20 protein-coding genes are annotated in these 17,157 nt (G+C 52.2%); 9 read left to right on the top strand and 11 right to left on the bottom strand.

Annotated elements, in window-relative coordinates; translation table 11 throughout:
- Positions 1-261: 261 nt before the first annotated feature.
- The 4 genes from IEV97_RS01705 to IEV97_RS01690 all read left to right on the top strand — a co-directional run bounded on the left by IEV97_RS01705 (position 262) and on the right by IEV97_RS01690 (position 3,922).
- Positions 262-933 carry a carbonic anhydrase family protein gene (locus tag IEV97_RS01705; RefSeq protein WP_188499772.1) on the top strand — a complete coding sequence of 224 codons (672 nt, stop codon included), beginning with the start codon at positions 262-264 and terminating at the stop codon, positions 931-933.
- On the top strand, positions 908-1,588 hold the full coding sequence (locus IEV97_RS01700; RefSeq protein WP_188499771.1) for a TetR/AcrR family transcriptional regulator: 681 nt from the start codon (positions 908-910) through the stop codon (positions 1,586-1,588). Before IEV97_RS01705 ends, IEV97_RS01700 begins: the two co-directional genes overlap by 26 nt.
- A 142-nt stretch (positions 1,589-1,730) precedes the next feature.
- Positions 1,731-2,747: an NADPH-dependent curcumin/dihydrocurcumin reductase gene (gene curA, locus IEV97_RS01695; protein ID WP_188499770.1), complete on the top strand. Its 1,017-nt coding sequence runs from the start codon at positions 1,731-1,733 to the stop codon at positions 2,745-2,747.
- A gap of 17 nt (positions 2,748-2,764) precedes the next feature.
- Positions 2,765-3,922, top strand: a complete 1,158-nt coding sequence (locus IEV97_RS01690; RefSeq protein WP_188499769.1) for an iron-containing alcohol dehydrogenase — start codon at positions 2,765-2,767, stop codon at positions 3,920-3,922.
- Positions 3,923-4,006: 84 nt separating this feature from the next.
- Here IEV97_RS01690 and IEV97_RS01685 read toward each other — a convergent pair whose 3' ends face one another.
- The gene (locus tag IEV97_RS01685) at positions 4,007-4,366 is read right to left on the bottom strand and encodes an STAS domain-containing protein (RefSeq protein WP_188499768.1); all 360 of its coding nucleotides are present in this window, start codon (positions 4,364-4,366) and stop codon (positions 4,007-4,009) included.
- A gap of 353 nt (positions 4,367-4,719) precedes the next feature.
- Here IEV97_RS01685 and IEV97_RS20200 point away from each other — a divergent pair, with 353 nt between their 5' ends.
- Positions 4,720-4,911, top strand: coding sequence for an alpha-2-macroglobulin family protein (locus tag IEV97_RS20200; protein WP_188499767.1), 192 nt, complete (start codon positions 4,720-4,722; stop codon positions 4,909-4,911).
- Between the two features lie 364 nt (positions 4,912-5,275).
- Positions 5,276-5,521 carry a hypothetical protein gene (locus tag IEV97_RS01675; protein WP_007652719.1) on the top strand — a complete coding sequence of 82 codons (246 nt, stop codon included), beginning with the start codon at positions 5,276-5,278 and terminating at the stop codon, positions 5,519-5,521.
- 298 nt (positions 5,522-5,819) lie between these two features.
- Here IEV97_RS01675 and IEV97_RS01670 read toward each other — a convergent pair whose 3' ends face one another.
- From IEV97_RS01670 to IEV97_RS01655, 4 genes are all read right to left on the bottom strand, one after another.
- On the bottom strand, positions 5,820-7,175 hold the full coding sequence (locus IEV97_RS01670; protein WP_188499766.1) for a 4Fe-4S binding protein: 1,356 nt from the start codon (positions 7,173-7,175) through the stop codon (positions 5,820-5,822).
- 15 nt (positions 7,176-7,190) lie between these two features.
- Positions 7,191-8,624: an NAD(P)/FAD-dependent oxidoreductase gene (locus IEV97_RS01665; protein WP_229733741.1), complete on the bottom strand. Its 1,434-nt coding sequence runs from the start codon at positions 8,622-8,624 to the stop codon at positions 7,191-7,193.
- 92 nt (positions 8,625-8,716) lie between these two features.
- Complete coding sequence (locus tag IEV97_RS01660; protein WP_188499765.1) at positions 8,717-8,962, bottom strand: hypothetical protein; 246 nt, start codon at positions 8,960-8,962, stop codon at positions 8,717-8,719.
- Between the two features lie 63 nt (positions 8,963-9,025).
- Positions 9,026-9,691 (bottom strand): hypothetical protein, encoded by a 666-nt coding sequence (locus IEV97_RS01655; protein ID WP_188499764.1) that lies wholly within the window; start codon positions 9,689-9,691, stop codon positions 9,026-9,028.
- A gap of 130 nt (positions 9,692-9,821) precedes the next feature.
- Between IEV97_RS01655 and IEV97_RS01650 the strand changes: the two genes are divergently transcribed.
- The 3 genes from IEV97_RS01650 (at position 9,822) to IEV97_RS01640 (ending at position 11,851) form a co-directional block, all read left to right on the top strand.
- Positions 9,822-10,508 carry a hypothetical protein gene (locus IEV97_RS01650; protein WP_188499763.1) on the top strand — a complete coding sequence of 229 codons (687 nt, stop codon included), beginning with the start codon at positions 9,822-9,824 and terminating at the stop codon, positions 10,506-10,508.
- A gap of 63 nt (positions 10,509-10,571) precedes the next feature.
- Positions 10,572-11,102, top strand: coding sequence for a hypothetical protein (locus IEV97_RS01645; RefSeq protein WP_188499762.1), 531 nt, complete (start codon positions 10,572-10,574; stop codon positions 11,100-11,102).
- A gap of 203 nt (positions 11,103-11,305) precedes the next feature.
- Entirely contained in the window at positions 11,306-11,851 is a 546-nt protein-coding gene (locus tag IEV97_RS01640; RefSeq protein WP_188499761.1) for an SRPBCC family protein, read from the top strand.
- An 81-nt stretch (positions 11,852-11,932) separates the two neighbouring features.
- Here IEV97_RS01640 and IEV97_RS01635 read toward each other — a convergent pair whose 3' ends face one another.
- The 6 genes from IEV97_RS01635 to IEV97_RS01610 all read right to left on the bottom strand — a co-directional run bounded on the left by IEV97_RS01635 (position 11,933) and on the right by IEV97_RS01610 (position 16,835).
- Complete coding sequence (locus IEV97_RS01635) at positions 11,933-12,379, bottom strand: DUF421 domain-containing protein (protein WP_188499760.1); 447 nt, start codon at positions 12,377-12,379, stop codon at positions 11,933-11,935.
- A 9-nt stretch (positions 12,380-12,388) separates the two neighbouring features.
- Positions 12,389-12,892 carry a hypothetical protein gene (locus IEV97_RS01630; protein WP_188499759.1) on the bottom strand — a complete coding sequence of 168 codons (504 nt, stop codon included), beginning with the start codon at positions 12,890-12,892 and terminating at the stop codon, positions 12,389-12,391.
- Positions 12,893-12,934: 42 nt separating this feature from the next.
- Positions 12,935-13,828, bottom strand: coding sequence for a hypothetical protein (locus IEV97_RS01625; RefSeq protein WP_188499758.1), 894 nt, complete (start codon positions 13,826-13,828; stop codon positions 12,935-12,937).
- Positions 13,829-13,951: 123 nt separating this feature from the next.
- Positions 13,952-14,821: a 4-hydroxy-tetrahydrodipicolinate synthase gene (gene dapA, locus IEV97_RS01620; RefSeq protein ID WP_188499757.1), complete on the bottom strand. Its 870-nt coding sequence runs from the start codon at positions 14,819-14,821 to the stop codon at positions 13,952-13,954.
- Between the two features lie 264 nt (positions 14,822-15,085).
- Positions 15,086-15,817: a LytR/AlgR family response regulator transcription factor gene (locus IEV97_RS01615; protein ID WP_188499756.1), complete on the bottom strand. Its 732-nt coding sequence runs from the start codon at positions 15,815-15,817 to the stop codon at positions 15,086-15,088.
- Between the two features lie 4 nt (positions 15,818-15,821).
- Entirely contained in the window at positions 15,822-16,835 is a 1,014-nt protein-coding gene (locus IEV97_RS01610; RefSeq protein ID WP_229733740.1) for a sensor histidine kinase, read from the bottom strand.
- Positions 16,836-17,157 lie beyond the last annotated feature (322 nt).

Genomic DNA, 17,157 nt, shown 5'->3' with positions numbered 1-17,157 from the left:
GAACCTATACCTTCAACAGACTGTGCTATAGTCGTAGTTAAGACGATGTATCATGACGCCTGGCGGCAGCAAAACCGTATGCGCCCAAGCCGGTTGATAACTATAGAGTAGTGGCCGCAGCAGGAACATACACCTGAAAATAAAGGAAACGGCTGGGAGCTAAAAATTGAAATACGGAGGGAGGAAGTTTTGAAAACATCCGAACTTTGCCGGGCAGGTTGCTCGATAGATTACCCAATGATTCAAAAAACATTAAAACCCATGAGAACGCAAAACAGAGAAACACAGGCAGAGCTAACCCCACAGCGCGCAAAAGAGATTTTGCTGGAAGGCAACAAACGCTTTGTGAGCAACCTGAAAGTAAACCGCAACCTGCTGCAGCAGGTCAACGAAACGTCAGCGGACCAGTTTCCGTTTGCCATCGTGTTGAGCTGCATCGATTCCCGTACATCGGCTGAGCTGATCTTCGACCAGGGACTGGGCGATATCTTCAGCACCCGCGTGGCCGGCAACGTGGTGAACGAGGACATACTGGGGAGCATGGAGTTCGCCTGCAAAGTGGCCGGTTCCAAACTGATCGTGGTGCTGGGCCACAGTAGGTGTGGTGCCATTAAGGGAGCCTGCGACCACGTGGAGATGGGCAACCTGAGCACACTGCTGCACAAAATAGCGCCAGCCGTAGACGCTGTGGCATATGAAGGTGAAAGAAGCTCCAAAAACAACGAGTTTGTTGAGAAAGTGGCCGAAACCAATGTGGTGTGGGCGATAGGCGAGATAAAGAAAAACAGCCCGATCCTTCGCGAAATGATAGAAAAAGGCGAGATTGGCATCGTAGGGGGAATGTACAACGTGGAAACGGGTGTGGTGAACTTCTACAATGACGCTGAAAACATGACTGAAGTACTTCATGAAGAACTTGCTGGCAAATATTAAGATCAAAGTAGAGGAGAAGGTATACCTTAAAGACCCGGAGGGGTCGGAGAAAGGGCGTGACATCATCAAACACGGCATCCTCCTGATTGATGAACTGGGGCTGGAGGCTTTCACCTTCAAGAAACTGGCAGAGCGCATCAGCAGTACGGAGGCAACCATCTACAGGTACTTCGACGGTAAGCACATGCTGCTCTCATACCTGATCTCGTGGTACTGGAACTGGCTGGAGTACAGGCTGGTGTTCGCCATTAACAACATTGAGTCGCCGGAGGAGCGCCTGCGCATTGCGATCAGGATTCTGTCGGGGCGCATTGAGAACGACATGGTGTTTGAGCACGTCGACGAGGTAACGCTGCAGCGCATCGTGGTGGCGGAGTCGGCCAAAGCCTACCTGACCAAGGCGGTGGATGCCAACAACAAGGAAGGATTCTTTTTGAGCTACAAGCGCCTCTGCAAACGAATAGCCGACATCGTGCACGAGATCAACCCGGGTTACAAGTATCCGGCCTCTCTGGTCTCCACGATAGCGGAGAGCGCGCATTACCAGAAGTTCTTTGCGCTGCACCTGCCCTCGCTGACGAACATACACGAAGACGGCAGCGGCGAGCTGGAGGATTTCCTGACACACATGGTATTCAAAACGATCGAAAGATAAGCAACGGTAGTACGTTGCAGTGAAGGATGCTACCGGCAACAGGGCCGGTAGCATCCTTTTTTGCTTTGGGGTCTATAGTGAACAAAATCATAACCCCTGCGGCCTGTTTTGCATACACTAAAAGGTATAACAAACAGAGCCTATGAAAACCAAGAGCATTTTATTGAAAAGCCGTCCGCAGGGCATGCCTACGGAGGAAAATTTTGAGTTTAAAGAAGAGGAACTTCCCGATTTGCAGGAGGGGCTGCTGCTGCTTAAGTCGCTCTACATATCGGTTGACCCTTACATGCGCGGCCGCATGAGCGATGCCAAATCCTATGTGGCGCCCTATAGCCTGAACGAGCCCATAGCCGGGGGCGTAGTGGCGGAAGTGGTAGAAAGCCGCCACGACAGGTATAAGGCCGGGGACGTCGTGCTGGGCAATCTTCCCTGGCAAACCTACAGCATCTCCGATGGCAGAGGCCTCAGCCCGCTGGATCCGAACCTGGCACCGCTGAGTTACCACCTGGGTATACTGGGCATGCCGGGCATGACGGCCTATTGCGGACTGCTTTATATCGGAGAGCCAAAGGAAGGAGAGACCGTAGTGGTTTCTGGTGCGGCCGGCGCGGTGGGCACTGTGGTGGGACAGATTGCCAAGCTGAAAGGCTGCCGCGTGGTAGGTATAGCCGGCTCTGACGAGAAGACAGCGTATCTCAAAACCGAACTCGGCTTCGACGAGGCCATCAACTACAAGACCACTTCAAATATGCGGGAGGCGCTGGCAGCTGCCTGTCCCAACGGGGTGGACATTTACTTCGACAATGTGGGCGGGGAAATTTCGGATGCGGTGTATAGCCTGTTAAACAATTTTGCGCGTATCGCTGTTTGCGGACAGATTGCACTTTACAATGCCACCTCGGTGCCGACTGGTCCGCGGGTGGAGCCTATCCTGCTCAAAAAGAAAGCCTTGATGAAGGGCTTTATCGTGAGCGACTATGCCACCCGCTTCCCGGAAGCCGCCACTGAGCTGACAAACTGGGTAAAAGCTGGTAAATTGCAGTACGAAGAGCACATTGTAGAAGGCTTCGATCAACTGCCACAGGCCTTCTTCGGCTTGTTCAGAGGTGAGAACACAGGCAAGCAGCTTGTAAGAGTGGCGGATTATAAGACCAATTAATTAGCAAAATTACGTTTATGAACAATTTCACTTTTTATAACCCGGTCAAGATCCTGTTCGGTAAAGGGCAGATCGCTGCGCTTGCCACCGAAGTGCCGGCCAATGCGCGCGTACTGATGGCCTTTGGGGGCGGGAGCATCAAGAAAAACGGGGTATACGATCAGGTAATGGACGCCCTGAAGAACCATATAGTAGTGGAGTTTGGCGGCATAGAGCCTAATCCGCGCTACGAAACACTGATGCAAGCGGTAGAGCTGGCAAAAAGAGAGCAGGTCAATTACATTTTGGCAGTAGGCGGGGGCTCTGTCATCGACGGTGTTAAATTCATCGCGGCGGCTATACCTTTCGAAGGCGGTGATCCTTGGAAGATCTGTTCCGAGAAAGCGCCAGTCATCAAAGCCATTCCTTTCGGCGCGGTGCTGACCCTGCCTGCCACAGGTTCTGAGATGAACTCCGGTTCTGTGATCACGCGGGAAGAAACCAGACAGAAACTCTCGTTTGGCTCGCCGCTCACGTTCCCGAAGTTTTCCATCCTCGATCCGGAAACTACCTTTTCGCTGCCTTTGCGCCAGCTCAGCAATGGCGTGGTGGATGCCTTCACGCACGTGCTGGAGCAGTACCTGACCTATCCCGTGAATGCGCCGCTGCAGGATCGCCTGGCGGAGTCCATCCTGATCACGCTGAAAGAGGAGGGACCAAAGGCCTTGCAAAACCCAACAGACTACGATACGGCTGCCAATATCATGTGGTGCGCGACTATGGCGTTGAACGGAGTGATCCGGGTAGGCGTGCCAACCGACTGGGCCACCCACATGATCGGCCACGAGCTGACCGCCCTGCACGGCATCGACCATGCGCGTACGCTGGCCATTGTGCTGCCGTCGCTGCTGCGCTACAAGCGTGACACCAAGCGGGAAAAGCTGCTGCAGTACGGCGAGCGGGTATGGGGCATTACACAAGGCAATGACGAGGAGCGCCTCGAAGCCACCGTGCAGGCTACCGTCGATTTCTTCGAATCGCTGGATATCCGCACCAAACTGAAAGACTATGATGTAGATAAGTCGACCATCCAGGAGATTGTAAAGCGTTTTGAGGAGCGCGGCGTGAAGAACCTGGGCGAGCGGGCCGACATTCAGGTGGCGGATGTAGAGCAGATCCTCACCATGAGCCTATAGCAGGTATAGGTATAAAGTCAAAAAACAAAGAGCGCCACTGTTTTAGCAGCGGCGCTCTTTGTTTTTATAGCCAAGCGAGTGGGCTTAGGCGGCGAGTTGCGCCCTTGTTTCTTTTTCTGCCTCCTCAAAAGACCTGGCCTTTTCAAAAAGCGAATCGAGGCGCAGTAGGCGGAACAGGCGCTCGGTGGTAGCGTTCATGTCGCAGAGCACTACTTTCACATCGTGTTTCCGGATCTTGAGCAGCTCGCTTACAAAAGAACAGATGCTGCTATTGGTCAGGTGCAGGCGGTCTACGTGTGAGCAGTCGATCCAGAGTTCTTTCTTATGATCCGTTGGCGCTTCAGCAATTGTCTGGCGGATTTTATCAAGCGCCTGTTCTTTCACAAGGCCCTTTACAAAGAAGATATGACGATTATGGTGCGAGGTGTGGTTGGTAATTTCCATGGCGACGTCCCTTAAAAAGATTTAAAATAAAAAGGAGGGTGCTTTAGTAGCAAAGATGCCCTTTGTTAAATACTATAAAACTAAAAATATTATACCAGGTGAATATTGTATTTTAAAAGTACGGGGTAATTGGTATATAGTTATTTTTTTTCAGTAAATTTAGTTAAAGATTTATGTATTACGTTTTTGGTGAATAGAATCTTTATGAGGCCTATGATTGAATGTGGTATTTATAGGATTAATTTTATGTATCAGTTAACGTGTTTTCGTGGTTTAATGAAATAGCCGTGCCCTTACTTATCCAGATCAGTATGGAAGTGCTACCGTGAGTCAAAGGTGGGAGACCCTACGAAGTGCACCGGGAATATTTCCGGCACAAGGTCACCATTTTCGCAGACCGGCTACCTAAAGGCAAGCATACCTATACCATCAAACTTTTACCGCGCTATAACGGGGTGTACACACTCAATCCTGCTAAGGCCGAGCTAATGTATTTTCCGGTGTTCTATGGCCGCACGGGTCTGAAGGGGATGAGAATTGAGTAGGCCAGGCAAATACGCTGCAGTGGCTTGTTTTTTTTCGGGAAAGCGCAAAATCCTACGCAATGCAACCAGTGTATAAGTTGTTATACATCAATGGTTTGTGTTGTTTTAATGTGCCTGTCAGGTTTCCTGGAGGCCGTTTTGGATAAGTATTAAAATATTGTTAAAATTATTTGTAACAATTATTGGGAATTAAATTTTTGTCTCCTAAATTGCACTATGCTGTTTAAGTTCAAACACATACGCAATCTATCCCTAACCTTAAAAACACACAACCTGATTTGAACTAAAATGTGTACTTTTCGGCTTTATACCCTAAATGGTACACTTCCTGGGAAAATCAGAAACAACATTTAACTTTTAGCCAATGTTAGATATCATCAATTTTATTGCGCTTGCCGGCATCTTTAACATCTGTTTCTTTTGGTATGCATCCACTAAAATGAAAACAAAGCCCGATCCGGTTAAGACGCTCGTTGTGTCTTTTGTATTCTCTATCCCGCTTAGCTTTTTGTTGATCGCCGTTTATACAACCATGCTGCTTTATGCGGCTAAGATCGGTGCCAGCGAAGATGCCATGTGGGAGTACATGGAGCAGGAAGAATTGCAGTAGTACCTCGCAGGTATAGCCACTCGGCTAACCTGTTCTCTTAAACGCATCGCGGGCACTTGTCAAAAGCAGGTGCCCGCGATGCGTTTAGGGTTTATTGAAAGAAGTCTTTATGAGCGATCGCTGTCCCAATCTACGAAGCACTTAATACCAGATAATCTATCAGGTTAAGAAAGAAAACCTGTTTTGCGTTTTTAATAACAGAAGACTTACCCCGGGCGATAGATCTTCTGCTATCTGCTGCCAAGATCCTTTCAGGATGACAAAATAATAGAATGTGTAACGAACGTGCTTATAAGGCCTAACTCAAAATCCGCAATTCGTCGCGCCTGATCAGCGGAGAGCCTGCGTAGCGGTCTTCACGCGGACCATTCTCCAGTTTCAGTACGCCGCGCGGACAAACGTGTGCGCAAATGCCGCAGCCCACGCACGATGCCCGGATGATCGGCTCGCCCTGTTGCGCATACCAGCGCACATCAATGCCCATTTCGCAGTAAGTGGAGCAGTTGCCGCAGGAGATGCATTGTCCGCCATTGGTACTGATGCGGAAGCGGGAGAAATGCTTTTGCAGCAGGCCCAGGTAAGCGGCCATCGGGCAGCCAAAGCGGCACCACACCCGGTTGCCCATCAGCGGATAGAAGCCCACGCCAATCACACCCGAAAACATAGCCCCGATAAAGAACCCATAAGTGCTGGCAAAGCCGCCCGACAGATCGCCCAATAGCCGTCCCTCGCTCCAGGAGTTAACCCAAAGGAAAAGCGTGGTGAGGATGACGAACCCCAGAATCGGATAGAGGATGGCCACTTCCCACTGCCAGGCCTTGCGGCTTTTGTCCGAGAGGTGCCGGTAGGGGTCACCTGCGGTTTCGGCCAGTCCGCCGCAGCCGCACACCCAGGAGCAGTACCAGCGCTTGCCATAGAAGTAAGTGAGCACCGGTGTTGCCAGAAAGGAAAAAACGGCTCCCCAAAACACCATGAATACGCCCAATGCGGCGCCATCGCGCACCAGATAATCTATAGTGCCTGGAAACAGGTAGTCGTATTTGAGTGGCCAGAAGTAGCTGAAGTAGTACTCTGGTTTGTTGAGCATCAGCAACAAGCCTGGCAGCAGAAAGGCAAAACCCAACTGGAAAAACATGACCGAGATAGTCCGGATGATGTGGTAGCGGCTGTTGCGGTACTTGAGCAGGGCGTATACCCCCATCACGAGAATGGCCAGGGTATAGAAAGTACCATACAGGAACCACTGATCGCTTGGTCTGCCGCGCAGCCACTGGCTCAGGGGCTCTGTGGCCTGAATCAATCCTTGCAGCGTGTCCGGGAACCAGTAGAGCAGCACGTAAAAACCAGTGAGCACAAAGCCAATGACCCAGGCCGAAGGCCCGCGGGAGGTGGCTTCCTGGTGCCAACGCCCGTGGTTTTGCTCAGCGGGCGATTTGTGCCAGCGGCTTTGCCAGATGTAAACCAAAGCGCCAACTGTGAGGACAAGCGTACCTCCCAACCCGGTGAAAACAGGGGAGATATAATCAGCTCCCACGGCAGCCACCAGAATACCCAACAGCCCGATGCTGATAAGCAGCAGACCCGCCATTTTCAGCACATTTTGCGAAGTGTTGGAAGTCGTGGAGGCAGTTTCAGAAATGAGAGCAGTATGCATCGTTATGATCAGTAATTAACAGGAAGTAGAATCAGAAAACAGCCCGAAGCGCTTGCGTAGCTCCCACCAGTTGCTGTGTCTACCAGGAGGCGGTTGGTCCGGGAAACGGGTATAATACTGGCGCAGGAGCTCTTCTTCGTAGTGCTGGAATAACTCAGGATCGAAGTTAACGGCCGGCAGCTCCTGCATCGCCTCGTGCAAGGTATAGCCTTGCTGCAGCCAGTGGTGACACAGGTCGTGGCGGTAGCGAACGCCGAGCAGATTTATACCTAACAGTCTGGCTGTATCCTTTTCATAGAGGAAGCGAATCGCCTTGTTCGCCGCCTCGTTCTGCCAGTAGAGCGATTCCTGCTGTTCCGTAAATTGGGCAGGCACGGTGCCGTAGGTCTGGTATTCGATGTCGAAAAACTTGGCCGAGTTGAACCAGGGCCCGCGCACGTAAGGCTGACGATCGCCGAGCAGGGTGGAAGCCAGCGCCTCGGCATGCAGACGACCCGTATACCAGAGCTGCTCCAGCATCGGCTGGCCCGGCGCGGGGTTCCGGAACTGGGCGCAGTCGCTCAGAGCGTATACATGGGGTTGGTTGGTTTCGAAAAACTCGTTTACCAGGATACCCCGGTCGAGGTCTATACCTGAACCTTTCAGAAAATCCACGTTCGGCTTTACGCCGGTAGTGATGCCCACAAACTGGCAGGGCAGCTCATGGCCGCTGCGGGTCCGGATACCGCGTACTTTACCTGTGTCGTCAGCCAGAATCTCCTGCAGTTCTTCCTGCAGCAACAGTTCGATGCCGTGCTGTCGGATGTGGTCGGTCACGAGCCGGGCTTCTTGCTGGGGCAGCACATTGTGCCAGTACAGTTTGTCCCGTATCAGCATGGTCACGGCTATACCACGACTCCGAAGCATCTCGGCCATCTCCACGCCGATCAGCCCTCCGCCTACGATCACCGCATGTTGTATACCTGCCGTGTTGGCTTCCATCAGTTCCAGATCCTGCAGCGAGACAAGACCCTGCACACCTTTCAGCGTTTGTCCGGGCCAGTCGTAGTAGGTGGCGCTGGAGCCGGTGGCCAGCACCAGTTTATCGTAGTGCAGGGGAGCGCCATCGCGCAGCACCAGCTTTTTATCACGCGTCTCTACCCGCTCCACATAGTCTTGCACCAGCTCGATCTGCTGTTCCTGCCAGTACCAGTCGGCATAAGGCACAATGTCCTGAAAGCGCATGTGGCCCATGTACACGTACATGAGGGCGGTGCGGGAAAAATGCAGCGGCGACTCGGCCGACACCATGGTAATGCGGCATTTGCTCCTTTGCCGCACACGCTGCGTCAGGGTAACGCCCGCTATGCCGTTGCCGATAATGACTAAGTGCTCCTGTGAGTTGATCTTCTCCATTGAAAAAGCCTGTGCCGGGTAAACGGCTATACCTGTTATACTTTGTGATGGCAAAGCAGGTATAGCCAAAGATACGAAATATGGGCAGGCATCAAAAAGGAAGGCCGGGTCATCCCCGGCCTTCCTTTTGCAAATCTATTTAAATGTTAGCGGCTACCGGCACTGCTGCCGACATCCTGTCCGCCGTCTTCCACACTTTTACCGCCCTGGCGTCCGCCGCTGCGTGGCTCGTTGCCCATGCTACGACCGGCCTGGTTACTCTCCTCAGAGCGTGCGATCTGCTCTGATGTGTCCTTTTTGGCGGTTGGGTGGATGTTCGGCACTTTGTTGCCTTCGTTTATTTTGCTTTTGTTTTGATCTTTGTTCTGGTCTTTATTCTTATCTGCGTTCATCTTCAATCTGTTTTAGTTGTCTTAAGTTGTACTCTGAATTGCTTCCAAGGTTAAGGCTATACCTTAATAGCGGTCATAATCCGGGTTGGAGGCGGTGCTGTCCGGTGGACCATAGCGGCGTGACTGACGCTGCTCGTAGCTACCCTGGCGTTGGCGCAACTCACCGGTCAGGGGGTTGTAACGGCGGTTATAGTCCGGATCGGAGTTATAGCCACCATCGTAGCCATAGCTCAGGGAGCCGGCCATGTTGCCGTAGTTCTCGCCACGGCGCTGTGGGTAGTGATCGGGGCGGTAGTCGGCGTCGAAGTTACTCGAGGTGCGGCGGCTGTAATAATCACCGTATTGCTGGTCTCCACCGCGTGAACTTCCTCTGCGGTCATCGTAATCTGAGCGGTTGTCGCGCATGCCTGCACTGCCTCCATAGCGGCCACCGAAGTCGTTGTAATCTCGCTGGCCTGGACTGCCGCCGCGGTAGCTCTGCTGGTACTGGCGCTCGGTATAGCCATCGTTGTCCTGCAGGTTGCGGCTGCGGCGGTATACGTAGTCGCCTCCGTGGTTATCGTGGTTGCGGTCTCTCTCTCCCAGATCACCGTGGCGGGATCGGTTGTAGGTGGTGTAGTGACTGTCTTCATCTAAGCGGTAAGCGCCTCTGTACTGTGATTCATCCAAACGACGGTTGTCGTGTGCGCGATCATCGCGTCGGTCCTGCCAATTATTATGTCTGTCCATAGTTTTATCTTGATTGGTACACCCTCTATAAACGCACAATCCGGGTGGGAGTTTAGGCTTGTCTTTAACCCAAAGCGGGGGCATGCCCGTAAACAGTAGCTGGATTATGTAGGAAATAAAACACAACGCTATGAGACACAACCGAGAAGAAAACCGTGAAAACCGTAACGTGGAGCCGCGCTGGGCGCACAGCCACCACCATGGCGAGAACTCAGACCGCGGCAACTACACCGTGGATTCGCGCTTCAACAGCGGCTACGGTGCGCAGGAAGACGACTACTATGACACTAGATCTTTCAACACCAACATTGACCACGAATACGGCTCCCGGCAGGGCCGCTTTCAGCCGGGCGGGGCACAGTACAGCGGCGAAGATTATGCTTCGAACAGACGCAGACGAAACGACAACCCCTATGGCATGAGCTATGTGCCAAACGACGACTACAACTCAGATAGACACTACGATCCGCAGGCCGACTACAGCAACCGCGACTATGACGACCTGCGTCGGCCGGGCAACTCGTGGACACGCTCTGCCCAGTACGACGAGTCATTCGGGCATGACCTAAGCCGCCGAAAAAAACGAGGAGACCAGGGCTTCCAGGGGCACTCCTCCATAGGCGACTACGAATCTTACCGCCGCTACGAGATGAACAATCCGGCCTATGACAACGATTACAGCGGGGGCTTTGCCGGGCGTAACCACACCGAGGGCCGCGACCACTTTGGTGAGGACAGCCATTACAGCAACCTTAGCCGCTGGGCACAGGAGAACCGCCCGCGCCGCCGCTCTGAAGACCGACACAACCGACACTAATTTGTAGAATCATGCAGCCGCAGGAGAGCACTCTTCTGCGGCTGTCATTTAAAAGATATAACCATGAGAGATTACAGAGATCAGCAATACGATGACTTCAATCGGCAGTACGAACAGGGATATCCGCGTCAGCAGTACTACCGCGAGGAGCGCCAAGACTGGGGGAGAAGACCCGAGGACCAAGGGGCAGGCCGGCAGTACCGCGCCACGTACGGGAACGCACGCATGCCCGAAGGTAACTACCGCGGCGACATGGAGGATTACTACAACACCACCTATGAAACCAACAACTACAGTGGTGTGCCGCGACATGAAGAGTACGGTTTGCCGCACGGTTCCGAAAATGATCTGGGAAGGGTAAGCCGGGGCAATCCGCAATTCTACAACCCAGACAGCTTCGAACGCACCCGCTACCGCTATAGTTCAGGGTATAATCCAAATTACGACAATCCGGAGGAAGGTGACCTGTACCGTAACTTCGACAGCCGGGGTAACCATGGCTACCGCCACGACGCTTCTTACGGCACAGCCGATGAGTTCAGAGACTTCGGCGATGACCACTACGGCTCGTCTGACCAAAGCGGCAGGTACTAATGAAAACGGCCCGGTGAAATGGTATTACGCGCTTGTATACTTTTTTTAACTATTGCGTATAAGTCACTATACATTAGTATTGAATTTCCATCTGAGAAAGGCCACAGCGTAACAGCTGTGGTTTTTTTCATTTCTTACGACATTTTGAAAATTGTATTAAATTAATTTGGATTGATAAGAATTTACGTTTACTATAAACTTATATGCATGTATTAAAATCTTTACTGCTTGGAGCCGCCACGTTAATCGCCATTTTGGGCGTTATTTCCATTAGCCTGCCCCGTCAGATCCATTTGCAACGCGATATCATCATCAATGCCCCTGCTGAAGTGGCCTTCGAGCAGCTCAGCGATTTGCGCAACTGGCCCAACTGGCTGCCTGGACATCACGTTGACCCCACTGAGGCGGTCAGCTATGCCGGCACGGCCGAAGGGGCGCGCTACAACTGGACGAGCCAGCGGCGGAGTATCGGACAGGGTGTGGTGACGATTGTAGAAGTTGAGCCACCAAGGCGGGTTGTCACTAACCTCGAATTTGAGAAAAACGATAAGGCAAACAGCACATTCGTACTGGAGGAGACAGAAGAGGGAACGAAGTTGACCTGGCATTTTGACCAGTACATAGGCGACAATCCTATCCGGAAATTTTCAGGCTTACTGATTGACAGTACCGTGGGGGAGGAATTTGAGGACGGGCTCGATAATATCAAAAAAGAAGTGGAGGCCAGGTATGCGCTGACCGATAATTAAGCATTCACCTTACATGCCGTATACCAGTAGGTATAGCAAGGTATAGCCTGAAAAAGCTATACCTTTTTTTATTTCCTTCCGCTACTGTTCTTTTGGAATGATCGTGATCTTACCGTCTTTTTCCAGAATGGCGTACTTGATCTGGTCGAGCCGCTCCAGGCCCTGCATTGCCCGGGCCGATTCCATGATGTCCGCTTCATCTACCCGCACTTTCTTCAGCCGGTCGTGCAGCAGCTTGCCATCGTCCAGTATGATGACCGGCACCCCGTCCAGCACCTTGCCAAAGTACTTGAACTTCTGCTTGAGAAGCGAGAGACTGATGTCGGCCAGCAAAAGCGTAATGATCAGCAAAAAACTATTGGTTACAGACTTATCCTCGCCACCGAGTGCCTGCTCCGCCGTTTCAGCAATGATTAGCAGGAGCACAAAGTCGAACACCGTGGCCTCGTACAGGGTTCTTTTGCCGCTTACCCTGAAAATAATCATCAGGAACACATACAGGAGCAATCCTCTGATAACGGTTTCCATAGCGTAGGCTTAAGGGTATATGAAGGGTGTGATGTTAACAGCTTTTCCGGAAGTGGAGAATTGCAAAGGCAGGGAGCCCATGCCATCAGGCTTCACGTAGAAGATAACTAAAAACGGCTGTTTGGCGGAAGCAAATCGATACGTAATGCCCTGCTCGTGGGTGAATTGCTCTGAAGGTTCAGGAAGAATCCTTTCCACATGGAGTTTCTCGTAAAAATCTTTGTTGAGGCGCAGGTTCGTGAGGGAGTCGCCGGGGGAGGGGGCCAACTTTACTTTGATTTCGGCCGGGGCGCCGCGCCTCAGGAACCTTTCATATTCAATCTCAAGCCCATCGGCACTGCTGCCGGCTTTTAATCGCTGCAGGTTGCCAATGCCACCGTTGCCGGTAAAACCCAGCAAAGCGGCCATCACAACGAAGACCATCAGGACCCAGGCTACCCGCTGGACTTTCCAGTTGGCGCTTTCCAGTTTAATATCCTCGTCTATTTCGAGTTCACCCCTGTGTTTTTTCACGGCTATACCTTGCGTTTGCAGGTATATAACGCTCGGGCAAGTTTATGGTTTTGCCAGGCTGTCAGGGCTGGCGATTTCGGGGTAGGCTTCTGTTTTAAAATCGGCCACTTTCTTGTAGAGTTTACCCTTTTCGGCGAGTGAGGACAGGAATAGCGTGACTTTGGAGGTATTGAAGTGGTTGGACAGATCGGCCAGCAGATCAGGTATACCATCGCGGTCGAGGTCGCCGACCCAGAGGAGGACGTAGATAGCACTCTCGAAGTTTTCGTCAGAAGCCAGTTCCTGCGAAATCCTGCGTCCGTTCTTGGTGCCCGACACCGTCCACTTGTAGTTTTGCACCGAGTAGGACTCCGATCCTTCCTGCTGTATGCTGTCGCCGCTGGCCGCCAGGGTATAGGTCTTGCCTTTATACCTGAGGTCGATGGATGTATTCGGCAAGATGACCTGATCCGGGTAGCCCACCGTGTCCACTTCACTGGCCTGCAGTTTGGCTATACCTGATACAAAGAGGAGGGTGTTTGGCAATTCGCCGCGCACTTCTCGACCTGAGCGAACCTGACGGCCCTTGTCATAAACCGGATCGAAAAAAGTAGTGACCTGCAGGTGGCTGGGCTGCAGCCGGAAAACGCTGTCGTCCTGCACAAGCGCCATCCAGGGCTTTCGCTCCGCACCCTGCCATACCTCATGCTTATGAAAGCGTCCCTCGATCATGATCTTGGCTGCCGTGTTGGGCTCCGGGCTCAAATCGGTCGTGTCGGGGGCATAGTGTTGCAGCTCGTCGTCTGGAGGCAGGGCGGCCGAGTCGGTCGCCTGCACCAGACTGGAGTCGGTTTCCAACAGATGCGTATGGTCCGTTTTATCGGCCTGCGACTGGTCCGGGGAGTTATTGCAGGCCGTCATGCTCAGTGCTAAAAACAGGATCGCAGGTATACGCATGGTGGTAAAGTATTAGGATAGAAGAAAACGAATATAGCGAAAATATCTTTGGCGGAACAAAAAAACAGGAAGGCTGACCTTCGCCAACCTTCCTGCTCTGTTTGCTATACCTTGCGCAGCTAACTACAGTTGCTTGTAAAGTCTGTCTTTGAGACCGGCAGAGGCCTCCACCAGCGGGAGACGCACCGCGCCGCCGCATACGCCAAAGCGTTCCAGCAATGCCTTTACGCCCACTGGGTTGCCTTCTTCATACATCATCGGGTTGATGTCCACAAAGTCGAACAGCAGATCAGTCGCCTCTTTGAACTGATTCGATAAGCCCAGGCGGACCATATTGCTGAATTTCTCAGGGAAGGCGTTGGCCAGCACGGAGATCACGCCCACGGCACCAAAGGTGAGCATCGGGAGGGTGAGCATGTCGTCGCCGCTGATCAGCAGGAAGTCGGCTGGCTTGTGTTTGGCAATGTGCATGCACTGTTCCAGGTTGCCGGAAGCTTCCTTGATGCCCACAATGTTTTTATGAGCTGCCAGCCTTACCGTTGTCTCCGGGGCCATGTTGCTGCCCGTGCGGCCCGGTACGTTGTAGAGGATCACCGGCACGGGGCAGGCGTCGGCAATCTGGGTATAATGCTGGATGATGCCCTGCTGCGAAGGCTTGTTGTAGTAGGGGCTCACCGATAGCACGGCGGCTATACCTTCCAGGTCCGTTTTCTGGATCGCGTCGAGCACCTCCCGTGTGTTGTTGCCACCCAGACCGTATACCAGCGGCACGCGGCCGTTCATGTGCTGCTTCACAAAAGCCAGGATCGCGGCTTTCTCTTCAGTTGTAGTGGTCACGGACTCACCCGTGGTGCCGTTCACCACCAGGTACTCCACACCACCTGCTATGGTGAAATCAAGCAGCTGGCGCAGGCCGTCGTAGTCCACGTCCAGGTTGCTGGCGAAAGGGGTCACCAGAGCAACACCTGTTCCTTTTAAATTATCTTGTATCATGCGCTGTTTTTCTAATGCGCGAAGTTCGAATTATCTGGCGGATTCTGCAAGTGATTTAAGGTATCACGACACACGTATCACGTAGCACGACTTCAGTGAAATGAACAATAGACTGCTTGACAAAAGACAAAATAATAATAGCGCAATCGTTTCCCGAAAAATCCTTTGTCTTTTATCAAGCAGTCTATTGTCCAGTCCTTTCTAAGGACATCGTGCTACGTGATACGTGTGTCGTGCTACGTAAAAGTGATACACAAAAAAGCGCTACTGTATATTATTCTCCTCCACCCAATGCAGGAAGTGGTCTTTGTATACCTCACCGATCGGGATTTCTTTGTTGCCGATGCGGATGCGGCCTTTTTCGATGCTGTCGATCTTGTGCAGGGCCACGATAAAGGAGCGGTGCACGCGCATGAACCTGGACTCGGGCAGTTTTTCCATGGCCTTGTTCATGCTCAGGAGCGTGATGATCTTTTGGTCTTTGGTCTGGATGATGATGTAGTCCTTCAAACCTTCTATCCAGAGGATGTCGGCAAAGCCAACACGCACGGTTTTGTAGTCGGCCTTCACAAACATGAAGTCCTGTTCGGGCGTCTGTGGGGCAGGAACGTTAGCCGGTGCCTCAGGCGTCTTTCTGCGCTGCAGACGTTCCTGTGCTTTGGTCACGGCCTTCAGGAAGCGGTCGAAGGGGATGGGCTTGAGCAGGTAGTCCACGGCATCGTGGTTGAAACCCTCCAGCGCGTAATTCGGGTAGGCCGTTGTGAAGATGATCAGCGGCTGATGCTTGAGGATGTTCAGAAACTGTATACCTGTCAGCTCGGGCATCTCGATGTCCAGAAACATCAGGTCGATCTGCTCTTGCTGCAGCACTTGCATGGCCTCCGTCGCGCTGGAGCATGTTTTCACAAGTTGTAGAAAAGGCAGTTTGCTCACGTAGCTCTCGATGATGTCGAGGGCTAGCGGTTCGTCGTCAACGGCAAGGCAGCGGATGGTCATAGGTTTATTTTTTGGGTTGGAAGTACAGTTTCAGCGAAGCAAAAAAAGTGTCGTCTTTATCTTCTAGGTACAGTTCGTGTTGGTGGGCGTAGAGCAAGTTAAGGCGTTGCTTTAGATTTTGCAAACCAATGCCGCCAAAGTCCTTTTTTTTATGACTGCTGCTGTTATTCACAGTCGAGAATTGGAGCCATTCATCCGTCACCACCAAATTGAGCGTAATGCCCACCTCGTTGCGACTCACCAGGCCGTGTTTGAAAGCGTTTTCAACCAGCGTCATCAGCAGCATCGGGGCGATCTGCTTTCCGCTCAGGTCGCCTTCAACATTTAGCCGGATGCTCGTCTGCTCGCGCAGGCGCAGCTTTTGCAGGTCGATGAAGTTCTGGATGTGCTCCACCTCCCGTTCCAGGCTCACCAGCGTGTCGTTGCTTTCATAGAGCATGTAGCGCATCAGGAGCGAGAGCTTCATAATGGCGTCCGGCGTCTCGGGCGACTGCTTGTAAGCCAGCGAGTAGATGTTGTTGAGCGTGTTGAAGAGGAAGTGCGGGTTCACCTGCGACTTCAGGAAGTTCAGCTCGGCGGCCAGTTTCTGGTTCTCGAGCTCCTTGTTGCGCCGCTCGTTGCGGATGTAGTTGCCGGTCACTTTCAGGGCAGAACTGATGAACACCACAATCAAACCTGCCAGCACGTAGTTGAGAATGCGGTCTGAGGAGTAGAGTACCGTCATACCTGGGTTAAACTCCCGGAAGACGTAAAAGTCGAGCGGCGAGCGGACCAGTGCCACCACCGTGAGTGTGAGCAAAACGACCCCGAGGTAGGCAAAAATGCGGTTCTTGGCCAGAAACTGAGGGATCAGCACATACCAGTTCAGGTAGAAGATCATCATGGCGAAGCTAAGCCCAACCAACGAGTCAACCGCCTTGTTGAAAGTAAGGCCGCGCTGAAACTGGATGTAGAAGATCCATGCTCCAAAAAATGCCCAGGCTGCCACGTGTATGGCTAATTTGTACCGCTTCTTCATGGTAAATGGTGGTAGGGCTATCAAGTTCAAGGCTATGCTGGGAATGGGTAGTGAAAGCTTTTAAAGATCAGTCTTTTGCTGAAGTTAAGCAATATTACGACGCGCCCATATAAACACAGCCCTATACTATACGGAAGGGTAAACCTGCCCCATCAATTCCCCTTTTTAAAAGATTAAACCTGAAAAGGAAGGGAAACGGTTGTTCGTATATCCTTTTCGGCTGTTCGTCTATTTCATTTTTATTTGTCTGATTAATTGGCTCCATTTGCAGCATGCTTCCCGGCTTTCAAGCTGTGTTGGGAAGAAGGGCCTTGCGGCCTAT

Source organism: Pontibacter amylolyticus, assembly GCF_014638845.1.
GTDB classification, from domain to species: Bacteria; Bacteroidota; Bacteroidia; order Cytophagales; family Hymenobacteraceae; genus Pontibacter; species Pontibacter amylolyticus.
This window is presented reverse-complemented; position numbering and strand designations above follow the sequence as displayed.

Bases quoted from the DNA above. Each gene is read 5' to 3' on its own strand.
- IEV97_RS01705 (WP_188499772.1), top strand. From the start codon at position 262: ATGAGAACGCAAAACAGAGAAACACAGGCAGAGCTAACCCCACAGCGC.
- IEV97_RS01700 (WP_188499771.1), top strand. From the start codon at position 908: ATGAAGAACTTGCTGGCAAATATTAAGATCAAAGTAGAGGAGAAGGTA.
- curA (WP_188499770.1), top strand. From the start codon at position 1,731: ATGAAAACCAAGAGCATTTTATTGAAAAGCCGTCCGCAGGGCATGCCT.
- IEV97_RS01690 (WP_188499769.1), top strand. From the start codon at position 2,765: ATGAACAATTTCACTTTTTATAACCCGGTCAAGATCCTGTTCGGTAAA.
- IEV97_RS01685 (WP_188499768.1), bottom strand. From the start codon at position 4,366: ATGGAAATTACCAACCACACCTCGCACCATAATCGTCATATCTTCTTT.
- IEV97_RS01675 (WP_007652719.1), top strand. From the start codon at position 5,276: ATGTTAGATATCATCAATTTTATTGCGCTTGCCGGCATCTTTAACATC.
- IEV97_RS01670 (WP_188499766.1), bottom strand. From the start codon at position 7,175: ATGCATACTGCTCTCATTTCTGAAACTGCCTCCACGACTTCCAACACT.
- IEV97_RS01660 (WP_188499765.1), bottom strand. From the start codon at position 8,962: ATGAACGCAGATAAGAATAAAGACCAGAACAAAGATCAAAACAAAAGC.
- IEV97_RS01655 (WP_188499764.1), bottom strand. From the start codon at position 9,691: ATGGACAGACATAATAATTGGCAGGACCGACGCGATGATCGCGCACAC.
- IEV97_RS01650 (WP_188499763.1), top strand. From the start codon at position 9,822: ATGAGACACAACCGAGAAGAAAACCGTGAAAACCGTAACGTGGAGCCG.
- IEV97_RS01645 (WP_188499762.1), top strand. From the start codon at position 10,572: ATGAGAGATTACAGAGATCAGCAATACGATGACTTCAATCGGCAGTAC.
- IEV97_RS01640 (WP_188499761.1), top strand. From the start codon at position 11,306: ATGCATGTATTAAAATCTTTACTGCTTGGAGCCGCCACGTTAATCGCC.
- IEV97_RS01635 (WP_188499760.1), bottom strand. From the start codon at position 12,379: ATGGAAACCGTTATCAGAGGATTGCTCCTGTATGTGTTCCTGATGATT.
- IEV97_RS01625 (WP_188499758.1), bottom strand. From the start codon at position 13,828: ATGCGTATACCTGCGATCCTGTTTTTAGCACTGAGCATGACGGCCTGC.
- dapA (WP_188499757.1), bottom strand. From the start codon at position 14,821: ATGATACAAGATAATTTAAAAGGAACAGGTGTTGCTCTGGTGACCCCT.
- IEV97_RS01615 (WP_188499756.1), bottom strand. From the start codon at position 15,817: ATGACCATCCGCTGCCTTGCCGTTGACGACGAACCGCTAGCCCTCGAC.
- IEV97_RS01610 (WP_229733740.1), bottom strand. From the start codon at position 16,835: ATGAAGAAGCGGTACAAATTAGCCATACACGTGGCAGCCTGGGCATTT.